This window comes from Microcystis wesenbergii NRERC-220 (assembly GCF_032027425.1).
Classification (GTDB): domain Bacteria; phylum Cyanobacteriota; class Cyanobacteriia; order Cyanobacteriales; family Microcystaceae; genus Microcystis; species Microcystis wesenbergii_A.
In genome coordinates, this window is record NZ_JAVSJA010000001.1 from 3,372,119 (window position 1) to 3,388,802 (window position 16,684).

At 44.9% G+C, this 16,684-nt stretch carries 7 protein-coding genes; 3 read left to right on the forward strand and 4 right to left on the reverse strand.

Annotated features, from left to right (window positions below; translation table 11 throughout):
• Positions 1–79 precede the first annotated feature (79 nt).
• Entirely contained in the window at positions 80–7,708 is a 7,629-nt protein-coding gene (locus RAM70_RS16480; protein WP_312674668.1) for an FG-GAP-like repeat-containing protein, read from the forward strand.
• 175 nt (positions 7,709–7,883) lie between these two features.
• Here RAM70_RS16480 and tumA read toward each other — a convergent pair whose 3' ends face one another.
• Positions 7,884–8,114 (reverse strand): antitoxin TumA, encoded by a 231-nt coding sequence (gene tumA, locus RAM70_RS16485; RefSeq protein WP_002771674.1) that lies wholly within the window; start codon positions 8,112–8,114, stop codon positions 7,884–7,886.
• A gap of 624 nt (positions 8,115–8,738) precedes the next feature.
• On the opposite strand from tumA, the gene RAM70_RS16490 reads away from it, so the two are divergent.
• Positions 8,739–11,855, forward strand: coding sequence for a TIGR03032 family protein (locus RAM70_RS16490; RefSeq protein ID WP_312674670.1), 3,117 nt, complete (start codon positions 8,739–8,741; stop codon positions 11,853–11,855).
• 141 nt (positions 11,856–11,996) lie between these two features.
• Here RAM70_RS16490 and RAM70_RS16495 read toward each other — a convergent pair whose 3' ends face one another.
• Positions 11,997–12,884 carry a glutaminase gene (locus RAM70_RS16495; RefSeq protein WP_312674672.1) on the reverse strand — a complete coding sequence of 296 codons (888 nt, stop codon included), beginning with the start codon at positions 12,882–12,884 and terminating at the stop codon, positions 11,997–11,999.
• Between the two features lie 15 nt (positions 12,885–12,899).
• Here RAM70_RS16495 and RAM70_RS16500 point away from each other — a divergent pair, with 15 nt between their 5' ends.
• On the forward strand, positions 12,900–14,120 hold the full coding sequence (locus RAM70_RS16500) for a molybdopterin molybdotransferase MoeA (protein WP_312674673.1): 1,221 nt from the start codon (positions 12,900–12,902) through the stop codon (positions 14,118–14,120).
• Between the two features lie 224 nt (positions 14,121–14,344).
• On the opposite strand, the gene fabD is transcribed toward RAM70_RS16500, so the two are convergent.
• Positions 14,345–15,271: an ACP S-malonyltransferase gene (fabD, locus tag RAM70_RS16505; RefSeq protein ID WP_045357707.1), complete on the reverse strand. Its 927-nt coding sequence runs from the start codon at positions 15,269–15,271 to the stop codon at positions 14,345–14,347.
• A gap of 187 nt (positions 15,272–15,458) precedes the next feature.
• On the reverse strand, positions 15,459–16,460 hold the full coding sequence (locus RAM70_RS16510) for a beta-ketoacyl-ACP synthase 3 (RefSeq protein ID WP_312674674.1): 1,002 nt from the start codon (positions 16,458–16,460) through the stop codon (positions 15,459–15,461).
• Positions 16,461–16,684 lie beyond the last annotated feature (224 nt).

Below are 16,684 nucleotides of genomic sequence, written 5' to 3' on the forward strand. Positions count from 1 at the left end.
TAATTTTTGTCATAGCACCCTTGAAAGATTGGGGATTTTTTGCATAAAATAGCACCAGTCATCCTCTGCGTTCAATGTCATGAATTCTACCCTGTTGCCGCTTCTTCCTGCTGTTTACGATATTTTGTTCGATTTCGCTCAATCTGATGGTTTTTGGGCAAATTTAGAAACTGCTTTTGGCACAAACTATGATGTGGTTAAAGCGACGCAATTACGACAGCAGTGGCAAAGTCGAGATTTTAGTCAACTTCCCCCTATTACAGTTAAAAACCTTGGCAATTCAGGGATTTTCGGCGCATATTCCAGCAGTACCAATAGGATTTATATTTCTCAAGCGCTGATTGATTCGGGGGACGCTACCACCCTCAGCGCGGTGTTATTAGAAGAAATTGGGCATTTTATCGACGCGCAAATCAACAGCAGCGATACGCCGGGGGATGAGGGGCAGTTATTTTCGGCGTTGGTGCGGGGAGAAGTGCTGACAGAGGAGCAAATCGCGGCGATACGAGAGGAAAATGACGCGGCGACTATTACGGTTGATGGGCAAGCGATTAGTGTGGAAATGGCCTTTAGTACCCCTACTAACTTTACTGTGGGGAGTTCTGCCTATTCAGTGACAGTAGGGGACTTCAACGGCGACGGCAAATCCGATTTGGCTGTGGCGAACCGCATCAGCCAAAACGTCTCGGTGCTATTAGGAACCGGCACGGGCAGTTTTGGCACGCCCACTAACTTTACTGTGGGGAATGAACCCTTTTCCGTGACAGTAGGGGACTTCAACGGCGACGGCAAATCCGATTTGGCTGTGGCGAACAATTTCAACGGCACCGTCTCAGTGCTATTAGGAACCGGTACGGGCAGTTTCGGTACTGCCACTAACTTTATTGTGGGGAGTGTTCCCCGTTCCGTGACGGTAGGGGACTTCAACGGCGACGGCAAATCCGATTTGGCTGTGGCGAACTATGGCAGCAACACCGTCTCAATTCTCTTAGGTACAGGTACAGGTAGCTTTGGCATCGTCACTAACTTTGCTGTGGGGGCTGGTCCCCTTTCCGTGAGGGTAGGGGACTTCAACAGCGACGGCAAATCCGATTTGGCTGTGGCGAACTTTTACAGCAACAACGTCTCGGTGCTATTAGGAACCGGCACGGGCAGTTTTGGACCCGCCACCAACTTTTTCGTGGGGATTAGTCCCACTTCCGTGACGGTAGGGGACTTCAACGGCGACGGCAAATCCGATTTGGCAACGGCGAACTTTAACAGCGGCAACGTATCAGTGCTATTAGGAACCGGTACGGGCAGTTTCGGCACCGCCACTAACTTTACTGTGGGGAGTTATCCCTTGTCCGTGACGGTAGGAGACTTCAACAGCGACGGCAAATCCGATTTGGCAACGGGGAACTATTTTGGCAACAGCGTATCAGTGCTATTAGGAACCGGTACGGGCAGTTTCGGCACCGCCACTGACTTTACTGTGGGGAGTTTTCCCCGTTCCGTGACGGTAGGGGACTTCAACGGCGACGGCAAATCTGACTTGGCAACGGCAACCTCTAACAGCAACAACGTCTCAGTCATCCTCAATACCACCCCCAAAATCACCATCGCCTCCGGCACCAACCCCGTAGAAGGGGGAACCGTCGGCACCTTCATCATCAGCCTAGACACCCCCGCGCCTACGGGTGGGATAGTAGTCAACTTCAACACCACTGGCAGTACCGCCACCATTCCCGCCGACTATTCCCTCACTGCTGGCACAAATATCACCGCAGTAACCGCCAACACCTTCACCATCGCCGCCGGAGCCACCACCGCCACCCTCAACGTGGTCGCCGTATCCGATGCGGTAAGTGACCCCAACGAAACCGTCAAAGTCAACCTGACATCGGGGGGAGACTACATCCTCGGTGCCAACTCCAGCACCAGCTTTAATCCTGCTACTAACTTTTACCTGGGGATTCCCGATTTCGTGACGGTAGGGGACTTCAACAGCGACGGCAAATCCGATTTGGCTGTAGCGAACCCTAACTTTAACAACGTATCGGTGCTATTAGGAACCGGCACAGGCAGTTTTGGTGCTGCCACTAACTTTACTGTGGGCAGTAGTCCCCGTTCCGTGACGGTAGGAGACTTCAACGGCGACGGCAAATCCGATTTGGCTATGACGAACTGGAACAGCAACAACGTCTCAGTGCTATTAGGAACCGGCACGGGCAGTTTTGGCACCCCCACTAACTTTTCCGCGGGGAGTCGTCCCTTTTCCGTGACGGTAGGAGACTTCAACGGCGACGGCAAATCCGATTTGGCTGTGGCGAACCGTTACAGCGACAACGTCTCGGTGCTGTTAGGAACCGGCACGGGTAGTTTTGGCACGCCCACTAACTTTTCCGTGGGGTTTAGTCCCGATTCCGTGACGGTAGGAGACTTCAACGGCGACGGCAAATCCGATTTGGCTACGGCGAACCGGAACGGCTACAACGTATCAGTGTTATTAGGAACCGGCACGGGCAGTTTTGGACCCGCTACCAACTTTTCCGTGGGGAATGGTCCCAATTCCGTGACGGTAGGAGACTTCAACGGCGACGGCAAATCCGACTTGGCTGTGGCGAACTATTTCGGCAACAACGTCTCAGTGTTATTAGGAACCGGCACGGGCAGTTTTGGACCCGCTACCAACTTTTCCGTGGGGAATCGTCCCAATTCCGTGACGGTAGGAGACTTCAACGGCGACGGCAAATCCGACTTGGCTGTGGCGAACTATTTCGGCAACAACGTCTCAGTGCTATTAGGAACCGGCACGGGCAGTTTTGGACCCGCTACCAACTTTTCCGTGGGGTTTGGTTCCCGTTCCTTGACGGTAGGGGACTTCAACGGCGACGGCAAATTGGATTTGGCTACGGCGAACATTAACAGCGGCAACGTATCAATCCTCCTCAATGCTGACCCCACCGCTACCGTCACCATTACCGATGTTTCTCAACCCGCAATTTCTCTTACTATCAACGATGTAACCCTTACCGAAGGCAATAGCGGCACCACTAACGCGGTCTTTACCGTGAGCCTTTCTAGTGCTGCTAGTACGGTTGTTAGCGTCAACTACGCCACCGCTAACGGTACAGCCACCGCCGGAACCGATTACACTGCTATTCCTACCACCACCTTAACCTTCAATCCGGGAGAAACTTCTAAAACGATTACAGTTGCAGTTAATGGCGATAACCAAGTTGAACTCAATGAGACATTTTTCCTCAATCTCAGCAATTTACAAGCCAATGGCAGTAATGTCACCCTAGCTGATAATCAAGGTCAGGGAACGATTACCAATGATGATGAGCGCCCCAAAATCACCATCGCCTCCGGCACCAACCCCGTAGAAGGGGGAACCGTCGGCACCTTTATCATCAGCCTAGACACCCCCGCGCCCACGGGTGGGATAGTAGTCAACTTCAACACCACCGGCAGTACCGCCACCATTCTCGCCGACTATTCCCTCACTGCTGGCACAAATACCACCGCAGTAACCGCCAACACCTTCACCATCGCCGCCGGAGCCACCACCGCCACCCTCAACGTTGTCGCTGTAGCGGATGCGGTAAATGACCCCAACGAAACCGTCAAAGTCAACCTGACATCGGGGGGAGACTACATCCTTGGTGCCAACTCCAGCACCAGCTTTAACCCTGCCACTAACTTTGCTGCGGGGATTAGTCCCCAGTCCGTGACAGTAGGGGACTTCAACGGCGACGGCAAATCCGATTTGGCTGTGGCGAACGATTTCAGCAGCACCGTCTCAGTGCTATTAGGAACCGGTACAGGCAGTTTTGGCACCGCCACTGACTTTTCCGTGGGGAGTCGTCCCTTTTCCGTGACGGTAGGGGACTTCAACGGCGACGGCAAATCTGACTTGGCAACGGCGAACCGTGGCGGCAACAACGTATCGGTGCTATTAGGAACCGGTACGGGCAGTTTTGGACCTGCCACCAACTTTTCCGTGGGGATTAGTCCCTTTTCCGTGACGGTAGGGGACTTCAACGGCGACGGCAAATCCGATTTGGCAACGGCGAACTTGTACAGCAACAACGTATCGGTGTTATTCGGAACCGGTACAGGCAGTTTCGGCACCGCCACTAACTTTTCCGTGGGGAGTTTTCCCCGTTCCGTGACAGTAGGGGACTTCAACGGCGACGGCAAATCCGATTTGGCTGTGGCGAACGCTAACAGCAGCTACGTCTCAGTGTTATTAGGAACCGGCACGGGCAGTTTTGGCACCGCCACTAACTTTTCCGTGGGGATTACTCCCGGTTCCGTAACAATAGGGGACTTCAACGGCGACGGCAAATCCGATTTGGCAACGGCGAACTATTTGGGCAACAGCGTATCGGTACTATTAGGAACCGGCACGGGCAGTTTTGGACCCGCCACTAACTTTTCCGTGGGGAGTCGTCCCACTTCCGTGACGGTAGGAGACTTCAACGGCGACGGCAAATCCGATTTGGCAACGGCGAACTTGAACGGTGGCAACGTCTCAGTGTTATTAGGAACTGGCACGGGCAGTTTCGGTACTGCCACTAACTTTACCGTGGGGAGTTATCCCACTTCCGTGACGGTAGGGAACTTCAACGGCGACGGCAAATCCGATTTGGCTACGGCGAACAGTTACGGCAACAACGTCTCAGTCCTCCTCAATGCCGACCCCACCGCTACCGTCACCATTACCGATGTTTCTCAACCCGCAATTTCTCTTTCCATCAACGATGTTACCGTTACCGAAGGCAATAGCGGGACAACCAATGCAGTCTTTACCGTGAGCCTTTCTAGTGCCGCCAGTACGGTTGTTAGCGTCGATTATGCCACCGCTAACGGTACAGCCACCGCCGGAACCGATTACACTGCTATTCCTCCCACCACCTTAACCTTCAATCCGGGAGAAACTTCTAAAACGATTACAGTTCCAGTCAATGGCGATAACCAAGTTGAACTCAATGAGACATTTTTCCTCAATCTCAGTAATTTACAAACCAATGGCAGTAACGTTACCTTAGCCGATAATCAGGGACAGGGAACGATTACTGATGATGACAGTGCATCTATTGCGATTACTGATGTCACAGTAACAGAAGGAAATAGTGGGACAACTAATGCAGTATTTACTGTCACTCTTTCTAATGCAGTTGATACAGCAGTAACGGTTAATTACGCCACAGCCAATGGAACCGCTACGACAACAGATAATGATTATATAGGGATTGCTGCTACTCCCTTAATCTTCAATGCTGGTGAGACTTCTAAGACGATTACTGTTGCTGTTAATGGCGATAACCAAGTTGAAAGTAACGAGACTTTCTTCGTTAATCTGAGTAATTTACAAACCAATGGTCGTAACGTCACCTTAGCCGATAATCAGGGACAGGGAACAATTCTCAATGACGATACCAGTGTGACTCTTGCGGTTGCTCCTAGTAGTGTTACTGAAGACGGGACAAGTAATCTCATCTACATCTTCACTCGTACCGGAGTAACAAGTAATGCTTTAACGGTTAACTATAGTATTGGTGGGACAGCAACCAACGGAACCGATTACACTTTGCTTCCTACCAGTGTCACCTTCGAGGCTAATTTTACAACTGCGACTGTAACAGTTGACCCGACTGCTGATACTACTGTTGAAGCGGATGAAACCGTCGCTTTAACTCTCACTGCGGGGACTGATTATACGATAGGTACGACTACCGCAGTTACGGGGACAATTACGAATGACGATACCAGTGTCACCCTTGCTGTTTCTCCTGCAAGTGTCACCGAAGATGGGACAAGTAATCTGGTTTATACCTTCACCCGTAGCGGAGTAATAGCTAACGCTTTAACAGTCAATTACACCCTCGGAGGGACAGCTACTCTTAATACCGACTACACTCGCAGCGGGACTAACAATACTGTCACCTTCGCAGCTAATGCTACTACTGCTACCGTAATCGTTGACCCGACTGCTGATACTACAGTAGAAAGCAATGAAACCGTCGCTTTAACCCTCGCTTCCGGGACAGGTTATACAATAGGTACTCCTAACGCAGCCACGGGAACAATTACCAATGACGATACCAGTGTCACCCTAGCAGTTTCTCCCGCAAGCGTCACCGAAAACGGGACAACAAATCTGATTTATACCTTCACTCGTACTGGTGTAACAACTAGCGCCTTAACCGCTAACTATACAGTTGGGGGGACAGCTACTTTTAACACAGATTACACCCAAACCGGTGCAGCCAGTTTCACCAGTACAACTGGGACAGTGACTTTCGCAGCTAATGCTACGACGGCGACTGTAACAGTTGACCCAACTGCTGACACAACTGTTGAAAGTGATGAAACGGTCGTCTTAACTCTCGCGACCGGGACTGGTTATACAATAGGTACACCAACCGCAGTGACGGGGACGATTAATAATGATGATACCAATGTTACTCTTGCGGTCTCTCCTGGAAGTGTTACCGAAGACGGGACAAATAATCTGGTTTATACTTTCACCCGTACTGGTGTAACAACTAACGCCTTGACTGTCAATTACACCCTCGGAGGGACAGCTACTCTCAATACCGACTACACTCGTACAGGGACTAACAATACAGTCACCTTTGCTGCTAATTCAGCGACTGCGACTGTAACAGTTGACCCCACTGCTGATACTACAGTAGAAAGTGATGAAACTGTCATTTTAACCCTTGCTGCGGGGACAGGTTATACAGTAGGTACGACCACCGCAGTTACTGGGACAATTACCAATGATGATACCACTGTCACCTCTCAACTCTCCATCAATGACATCACCGTAGTGGAAGGTAAAGATAATAATGCCATCCTCACCGTCACAGTTGATAATCCCAATCCGCAACCAATTACCTTCAACTATACCACTGCACCCATTAATGCTACCGCCAATGTAGATTACACTAGCCAGACAGGAACCCTCACCATTGCTGCTAATACTGCCACCGCTACTATTAGCATTCCCATCCTCAATGATAACCTCAATGAACCTGATGAAGCCTTTACAGTAACCCTGTCAAATCCGGTTAATGCTACCATTAACCCCGAAGGAGGAATAGGAGAAGTTATCATTACTGATACTTGGCAAACCAGTCTCACTCGCACCTTACCCAACAATGTCGAAAACCTCAGACTAATTGGCAGTAATAATATTAATGGTACAGGTAACGCTGGTAACAATAATATCACCGGAAATAGTGGCATTAATCAAATCAATGGAGGTGCGGGAATTGATACTTTAACCGGTGGTTTAGGTGCAGATACCTTCGTCTTCCAATTTGGCCAATCTACCATATCAACAAGCGATCGTATCACAGATTTTGCCATCAATAGTGATAAAATTGACTTATTAACTCAAGGTGGACTTCCCATGAGTGCGCCTAGTAGTTTCAGTCGAGCTGCTAATAGCACTGTCACCACTTTACAGAATTTAGTCAATCAAGTATTTACTGATGCTAATGGAGCGATTACAGGTAATCAAGGATTAGGGGTTAATAGTGCCGCCTTAGTGCAGGTAACAACTGGTGCAATAGCTGGAACTTACCTGATTATTAATGATAGCACGGCTGGCTTCCAATCCAGCAATGATTTATTAATAAATATCACCGGATTTACTGGTACTTTACCTGCTTTAGGGAACATTCCAGTGAGTAATTTCTTTATCTAAGTGTCTAAGGTGTAGGGTGCGTTAGTCGGCTATCAATTCCGTCAAAAAACCAAAATTAACAAGCCGCCGTAACGCACCACCTCTATCATTAAATTGGTGCGTTACGCTATCGCTAACACACCCTACTGGCTGCACAATTGCTTGCTCTACTTGATTGAGGTAATCAGATAAAAGTTTAAGCAGCATGATTTAATATTTGTTCTAATTCTTGACGCAAAGCAAGGTAATGACGATAATCGTTTGCCCATTCTATAAATATTATATCATCTGATAATGTTCCCTGATTGTATTGGTTATAAAAATCTTCGGAATCCATTTTATGTTGGTTCTCATAAACGCTAAGTCGCTTGGCAACAGCAATCAAAGCATCTAAAGATGATGTATATTGAATGGTCTGTTTACGCATTTTTCTTTTACTCCAAAATAGGGTTTGCTGAATAAATTTGAAATGTAGGCAAAGTAAAGGTTTTGGGGCTTTACGAGCGAAACAGGTGCAAGATTTTGAGAGAATCGTCGTTCAAAACCTTGCGTCTTCATCGGCCCGCGTCCTGTAGGGGCGAAGCATTCGGACAATAACCTATCGGTGAAAAGGTAGATTTTCTATCCGAATGCTTCGCCCGTACTTATTCAGCAAACCCAAAATAATGATATTTTGATTATAAACGATCGCGCTCAAACAAAAACATAAATCGTAGTGGACTGACACACCTAATTTAGGTGTAGGGTGCGTATTTGCGGCCATCAATTCGGTCAAAAAACCAAAATTAACAAGCCGCCGTAACGCACCACCTCTATCATTAAATTGGTGCGTTATGCTATCGCTAACACACCCTACGATAAGTAGCTGGTTATAATTAAATTAAAAATGGATTTTAGGTTCGATCCCCCCTGCCCCCCTTGATAAGGGGGGTGCCGATCCCCCCTTAGTCCCCCCTTAATCCCCCCTTAATAAGGGGGGCATCTGATAATTTTTAACGCCTACCTACTTATGTAAAAATAAAATTTGCTTTAGATTTGGACTAGACAACCGATGAATCAATCAACTCCCAATACTAATCAATCTATCCCCGTAGAGATAATTGCTTCCCGTAACTTCATTGATTGGTTAGAGTCTCAGCAGATTAGTCTGGCTTTTACTACCTATCAAAGTTCTCGACTGATGTTTTTAGGAGTTAACCCCCACAGGGGGATGTCGGGATTTGAGCGGATATTTGACCGCGCCATGGGTTTATATACTACCCCAGAAAGGATTTATCTTAGTTCTCGCTATCAAATCTGGCAACTAGATAATGTGTTATCATCCCCACAGCTTTATGATGGTTACGATAAACTTTATATCCCCCGCATTAGTTATACTACTGGGGATTTAGATATTCACGATTTGGCAATAGAAAATCTCTCTGAAAGAATTGTATTTATCAGTACGATGTTAAATTGTCTGGCGACAGTCAGCGATCGCCATAGTTGTATTCCCCTATGGAAACCATCGTTTATTTCCGCTTTAGTCAATGAAGATCGTTGTCATCTCAATGGTTTAGCTTTGGTAGATGGGAAGGCGCGTTATGTCACCGCTTGTAGTCAATCAGATGTGGTGGATGGGTGGAGAGACAGAAGACAAACTGGCGGTTGTGTCATTGATATTCAGTCTAATGAAGTAATTGCTACTGGTTTATCTATGCCTCATTCTCCCCGATTTTATCAGGGTAAGTTATGGTTATTAAATGCGGGTACGGGTTACTTTGGTTATATTGATCAAGACAAAGGCATTTTTGAGCCTGTTACTTTTTGTCCTGGTTTTCTGCGCGGTTTAGCATTTGTCAGAAATTATGCCATTGTTGGATTATCTAAAAATCGTGGGGTAGATAAGACTTTTTCGGGGTTAATCTTAGATGATAATTTAATGGCTAAAGAAGCAGATCCTCGCTGTGGTCTGCTAATTATTGACTTGAAAACAGGTGAAGTTGTTCACTGGATACGCTTAGAAGGTGAAGTGACTGAACTTTATGATATACAAATCTTAGAAGGAGTTAAACGTCCCCAAGCTTTAGGATTCCAAAATGATGACATCAGTAAAATTATTACTCTTGATCCTATTTCTCCTTTAGTTGGGGTAAATATAGCAAATAATCAGCCTGATACTTCGCCAGCAGATACCCTTTATCAGCAAGCATACACCTTGCAAAAACAGCTTAAGCTTGAAGAAGCGATCGCTCTCTATCAACAATTAATTAATCAATATCCCCAATATGCAGCTGCTTGGCATCAGTTGGGGGTGATCATGGATAGTTTAGGACAAATTGATCAAGCTATTTTGGCTTATAAGCAAGCTTTATTGATTAATCCTAATTATGCAGAAAGCCACAATAATTTAGGAATAATAGCAGTTAGCAAGGGAGATTTAGACGAGGCGATTATTTGCTTTAACCACGCTATTTGTGGCAATCAAAACTATGCTTTTGCTGATAATAATTTAGGTTTAGTCTTACAAATGCAGGATAAGTTAGGGGATGCTGTGGTCAATTTTCAAGAAGCAATCAGGAAAAAACCTAATTATCCAGAGGCACACTTTAATTTAGGCAATGTGTTACAACTACAGGGAAAGACTGAAGAAGCGATCGCTTATTTTCAAACAGCAATTAAGCTTAATCCTAAATACATTAAAGCTTATAATAGTTTGGCTTTAGCTTTAGGAAGACAGGACAAAGTAGAAACGGCTATGAGCGTATTTAAGCAAGCTTTAGCTATTCAACCTAATTCCCCAGAGGCTTTTGCTTGCTTATTTTCTATGAAGGAAATGACTTGTAATTGGGAGACAAGAGAAGCTGATTTAATCCAACTTTGGCAATTAACCGAAAACCAGTTACAAGAGGGAAAATCTACCGCAGTAACTCCCTTTGATACCTTATATAAACCTTGGTCTGCTAGTCAACAGTTAAAAGTAGCTTGTAACTATGCTCAAGAGGTTAAAAGACAATTAGCCTTAGGGACTAAACCCCTCAACTTTAACCATTCCCGCACCCGATCTGGACGATTAAAAATAGGTTATTTATGCCATGATTTTCGTAATCATCCCACCAGTCATTTGATGCAAAGTGTCTTTGGTTTACATGATCGCGCTAACTTTGAAATAATTGCCTATTCCTATGGTCCTGATGATGGTAGTGAGTATCGTCGTCGCATTGCCAATGATTGCGATCGCTTTTATGATATTGCTACTTTATCAATTACGGAATCTGCACAACGTATTTTTCATGATGGGGTGCATATTTTAGTGGATTTGATGGGATATATTGATAAAGCGCGGACGCAAATATTGGCTTTAAAACCTGCACCGATTCAAGTTAATTATTTGGTTTATCCGGGGACAATGGGAGCAGATTTTATCGACTATATTATTGGTGATGCCATAGTTACACCACCAGAGTCTGCTGATAATTTTACTGAAAAATTAGTAATTTTACCGGATAGTTATCAGGCTAATGATTATCAACAAATTATATCATCTAAACCTGTTACTCGTTCCCAGTATGGTCTTCCTGAATCGGGTTTTGTCTTTTGTTGTTTCAACCACACCTATAAAATTGAGCCGCAAATATTCACTGTATGGATGCAAATTTTGGCTAATGTTCCAGGTAGTGTGTTATGGTTATTTTCGAGAGTAGCTGAAGCGGAAGCAAATCTACGTCGGGAAGCACAAGCGCGAGGAATTGAGGGCGATCGCTTAATTTTTGCCCATCTCGAACCTAAGCCGGAACATTTGGCGCGACATCAACTAGCTGATTTATTTCTTGATACTTTATACTATAATGCTCATACTACTGGGAGTGATGCTTTATGGGCAGGTTTACCGATTATAACTTGTCCTGGTGCAACTTTTCCTTCCCGTGTTGGTGCTAGTTTACTGACAGCTATTGGCCTACCTGAATTAATTACTAAGAATTTAGATGAGTATAAAAATTTAGCGATTAATTTAGCAAAATCTCCTGATAAATTGCACGAAATTAAACAGAAACTAGCCCAAAATCGTCTTACTTATCCGTTATTTGATACCCTTCGTTTTACCCGCAATTTAGAAAAAGCTTATCGGACAATGTGGGATATTTATGCTGCGGTAAAATCACCAGAGATGATCAGGATAGCCAATTGATCACTGGAATTATCAGGGTAAGCGCATCTTAACAATCCTTGACAAAATCAACTTTATCCCTCCCAGTTTTCACGGTACTTGGCCAGAAAAATCAGAAAAAGTATCGGTGTTTTTTTGAGAATTAAAGCTTATTTTCATAGATTAAATTTCCTTGACAAAATGACTTATATGTGTTAGCAAATTAAGTCCTAAAATTGAATTACCTTGCTCATTTAACAGAGGACTATAACAAGCGATCGCTCCCTGTTGCGGTACAATTGATAATAGGGCCCCACTGACTCCCGATTTAGTGGGAAAACCTACATCAAGGGCGAATTGTTGGGAAGCTTCATAGAGTCCACAATTAGTCATAATTTCTAGAATAATTTCACCAAAAGGAGCAGCTAAAATCAACTTACCTAAATTAGCAAGATCGGCAATTTTTCCAGATAAACAACAGATTCGATTGTAGGTTTCTAGGGCTAAATAACGATGACTGATATAACCGTTTTTTTCTAATTCTAAGCTTAAAGCTTGATTGTGTGCATTAGGATAGGAGTGAACAGAATCAAGCACAGAGCCATCGAGAAATAATTGACAATTACCCATTTCATTTAACCATAAAAGCAAATTTTCACAGCGAGATTCTGGCGTTTCTCCTGCTAATAAATCCGCTAAAGCGATCGCACCACTGTTAATCATAGGATTACGGGGAAAACAGCGATCCTCTTGCAGTTGAGTTAAAGAATTAAAAGGATAACTAGAAGCTTGTTTTCCCACGCGACGAAAAACAGCATCTTCCCCTAAATGGGTTAAAAGATATAATAACAAAAAAGGTTTAATCACACTCATCAAAGGAAAAGTTACAGTTTCATCTCCCCAAGACAAAATCTCCCCCTCAAGACAGTGAATCTGGAGAGCGAAAACCTCGGGATGAACTTGGTTCAAAACCGGTATATAATAGGGAGTCTGACCCTTCCTATCCGATAAATGCACTTCCCCGACCCAAGCTTGTATATCTTCCACCCTTAATCTAGCTAATCGGTTCATTTGTTTGTTTAATCCATGTACTCAGTCAAAGAAGCAGAATCTATAATTTTAACTCAAATTCAACCCCGACAAGAAACCGAAAAAGTTTCTCTAGAGGCAGCTTTTGGGCGCATTTTAGCCGAAGATATCAGCAGTGATTTAGACTTTCCCTACTGGGATAATTCCGCAATGGATGGCTATGCTGTCCGCTACGAAGATGTCAAAGACACTAACCCAGAAAATCCCGTTACTTTAAAGATTATCGCCGAAATTCCCGCCGGCAAAGCCCCCGAAAAAATTATTCAACCAGGAGAAACAGCCCGAATATTTACAGGAGCGATGTTACCCGCCGGCAGTGATACGATTATCATGCAGGAAAATACTAACAAAAAAGGGGAGCGAGTGGCGATTCTTATCCCTCCCGAAAAAATAGGTCTTTTCGTGCGTCAACGTGGCACATTCTATCAAGCAGGAAATACCTTATTAAAAGCCGGTATTGCCCTTAATTCTCCAGAAATAGCAGTTTTAGCCACGGCACAAGCTACCGAATTAACAGTTTTTTCCCGTCCGAAAGTGGCAATTTTCTCCACGGGAGATGAATTAATTAATCCCGATGAAACCCTCCAAAAAGGTCAAATTATTGACTCAAATCGCTACGCTTTAACCGCATTTGTCGCCAGTTTAGGGGCAATTCCCAGACCTTTAGGTATAATCAAAGATAGTCCCGAACTTCTCAGAGAAACTATCAGAAAAGCAATTAATTCTAGTGCTATCGTCCTTTCCACCGGTGGTGTTTCTGTAGGAGATTATGATTATATCGAGGGAATTTTAGGGGAATTAGGAGGAAAAATTCTGATTGGCAGCGTTGCTATTCAACCGGGTAAACCCTTAACCGTTGCCACTTTTCCTAATGGTTGTGTTTACTTTGGTATCCCCGGTAATCCCGTCTCTGCTTTAGTTTCCTGTTGGCGCTTCGTGCAAATGGCAATTAAAAAATTATCGGGATTGACAGATTATCAGAACAAATTTCTGCGAGTTGTCACCCGCGATACTCTCAAATCTCAGGGACAAAGAGAAGTTTATCTCTGGGGAAAAATAGAAATTATCGAGGGAGTTTATCAATTTCAACTCGCTTCTGGACAACACAATTCGGCTAATTTAATTAATTTAGCCGGTACTAATGCTTTAGCCATAATTCCCCAGGGTAAAACTACTATACAAGCAGGAGAAACAGTAGAAGTTATGATAGTTTCCTAAAAAAATACCTAACCAAATTTTTGGCTAGGTAGCTGGTTATAATTAAATTGAAGATAGATTTTGGGTTCGATGCCCCCTTGATAAGTAGGGTTGATTCAAGGTAGGGTTGATTCATGAATCAACCCTACCTTCCCTTAATAAGGGGGGTGTCTGATAGTTTTTAACACCTAACTACTTAGGTATCCATCAATTTACTCCTTTGAGTGAAAATGTTGCTAGATAATTTAACCAACACCAATTAATGAACCCTGCAATTTAACATCGTCGCTACCTTTGTATATATCGGCTAATTGACTAATATTTTCTAACTCAATTGCGGGAGTAGTTCGTTTAATTAAACCAGTTAAAACTTTACCCGGTCCCACTTCGATCGCTTTTTCCACACCCACATCCGGCAATCTTAACATAATTTCTCGCCAGCGAACCGAGCTAGTCATCTGCTGGATTAGATATTTTTTTAATTGTTCCCCGTCCTGGGTAGGATTGCTCGGATCGACATTAGAAATCACGGGAACTTTCGCTTTTTGGAAATTAACCAATTCTAAAATCTGCTGAAATTGAATAGCGGCATTTTCCATCAAAGGAGAGTGAAAAGCGCCGGATACTTTTAACGGCATAACGCGCTTAACTTTCACTTGACCTAATACCAAATCCACCGCTTCAGGAGTCCCAGAAATCACCACTTGTTCGGCACTATTATCATTAGCAATAACTACATTTTCCGTCTGATTAATCACTGTCTCTAGACTGGTGCGATCAAATTTCATTAAGGCGGCCATTTTACCACCTTCGGCCGCATCCATCAAACGGGAACGGTTTTGAACTAGATTTAATCCTGTCTCAAAATTAAACACCCTGGCCGCATACAAAGCGGAATATTCACCGAGACTATGACCGGCAACTAGATCGGGAAAATGACCTTTTTCTTGCAACAAATCCGCTAAAATACTCTCCACCACAAATAAACAAGGTTGGGTATAAAGAGTACGAGATAGGGTTTCTTCATCCCCTTGACATTTTTCCAGGACTGACCAACCAAGAATTCTTTCTGCTATTTCTAATCTCTCTTGGCCAAGTGCGCTTTCCGCTAAATCTCCAATCATTCCTAACGCTTGCGATCCTTGTCCCGGGAATATCCACGCTGTTTGCATAAGTTCTTAAAATAGATAGATAGATGTGTTTGGGTCAGTGATCAGTTATCAGTGATCAGTTATCAGTGATCAGTTATCAGTTATCAGTTATCAGTTATCACTGATCAGATGTGAGTTTTTAGGTTACTGTTTACTGTTTACTGTTTACTGTTTACTGGTTACTGGTTACTGTTTACTGGTTACTGAATTAATCTCCCCAACGGAAGATAATCCCACCCCAAGTTAAACCGGCACCAAAGCCGGAAGAAGCAATAATATCACCTTTTTTGACCTTACCACTCCTGACAGCTTCATCGAGGGCTAGAGGAATCGATGCCGCGGAAGTGTTGCCATACTCGCTGAGATTGCTGATCACTTTTTCCGGAGGCAGTTTCAGGCGCTCGCTCACCGCGTCCATAATTCTTTGATTAGCTTGGTGCAAAACTAGCCAATCGATATCACTGGTGGTTAAATTAGCCCGATAGAGAGCTTTTTCGATGACCTCTGGCACTTTCGCCACGGCAAAACGATAGACTTCCCGTCCGTTCATCGTTAGGGGCTTATAGGTCCCTTTTTGAACCCTTACCCCCTCCTTAAGGGGTAATTCTTCCCCCTGATAGGCGAGATTAAGAGAACCATTCTGGCTGCCGTCGCTATGGAGTTCAAAACCGAGAATGTTATCTTTTGTATCATTTGCTTGACAAACCACCGCCCCTGCCCCATCCCCGAAGAGGACACAGGTAGCGCGATCGTTCCAATCCACCCAACGGGAGAGAACATCGGCCCCGATAACCAAGACATTGCGGTAAGTACCAGTACGGATAAACTGAGTGGCGGTGACTAATGCCACCAGAAAACCCGAACAGGCGGCGGTGAGATCAAAAGAGATCGCCCGATTTGCCCCGATCTGACTTTGAACTTGGGCGGCGCTACCGAACAGATCATCGGGGGTAGAAGTAGCCAAGAGAATCAGATCGATGTCCCTAGGTGATACCTGAGCCATTTCTAGAGCCTTAATCGCCGCTTGGGCCGCTAGTTGGCTTAAAGACACCGATTGATCCGCTAAATGCCGTTGACCGATGCCTGTACGACTTTTAATCCACTCATCGGAAGTCTCGACAATTTGGCTGAGTTCTTCATTACTAAGAAATTGCCCTGGTGTGGCCGATCCACAACCGGTAATGACGACTGCTGCCCCGAATCCGCTCAAAATATTCCCCCTTTTTCAGTTATCAGTGATCAGTTATCAGTTATCAGTGGGAAGTGGGAAGTGGGAAGTGGGAAGTGGGGAAGTGGGAAGAATAAATAAAAATAGTCTCCCGTCTCCCGTCTCCTGTCTCCTGACCGCTTCAAGATGGCTGACGGCTTAATCTTCACAGTTCACCGACAACTTTTTTAATTGATGATGTCAGTTATCAGTGGGTCAGTTATCAG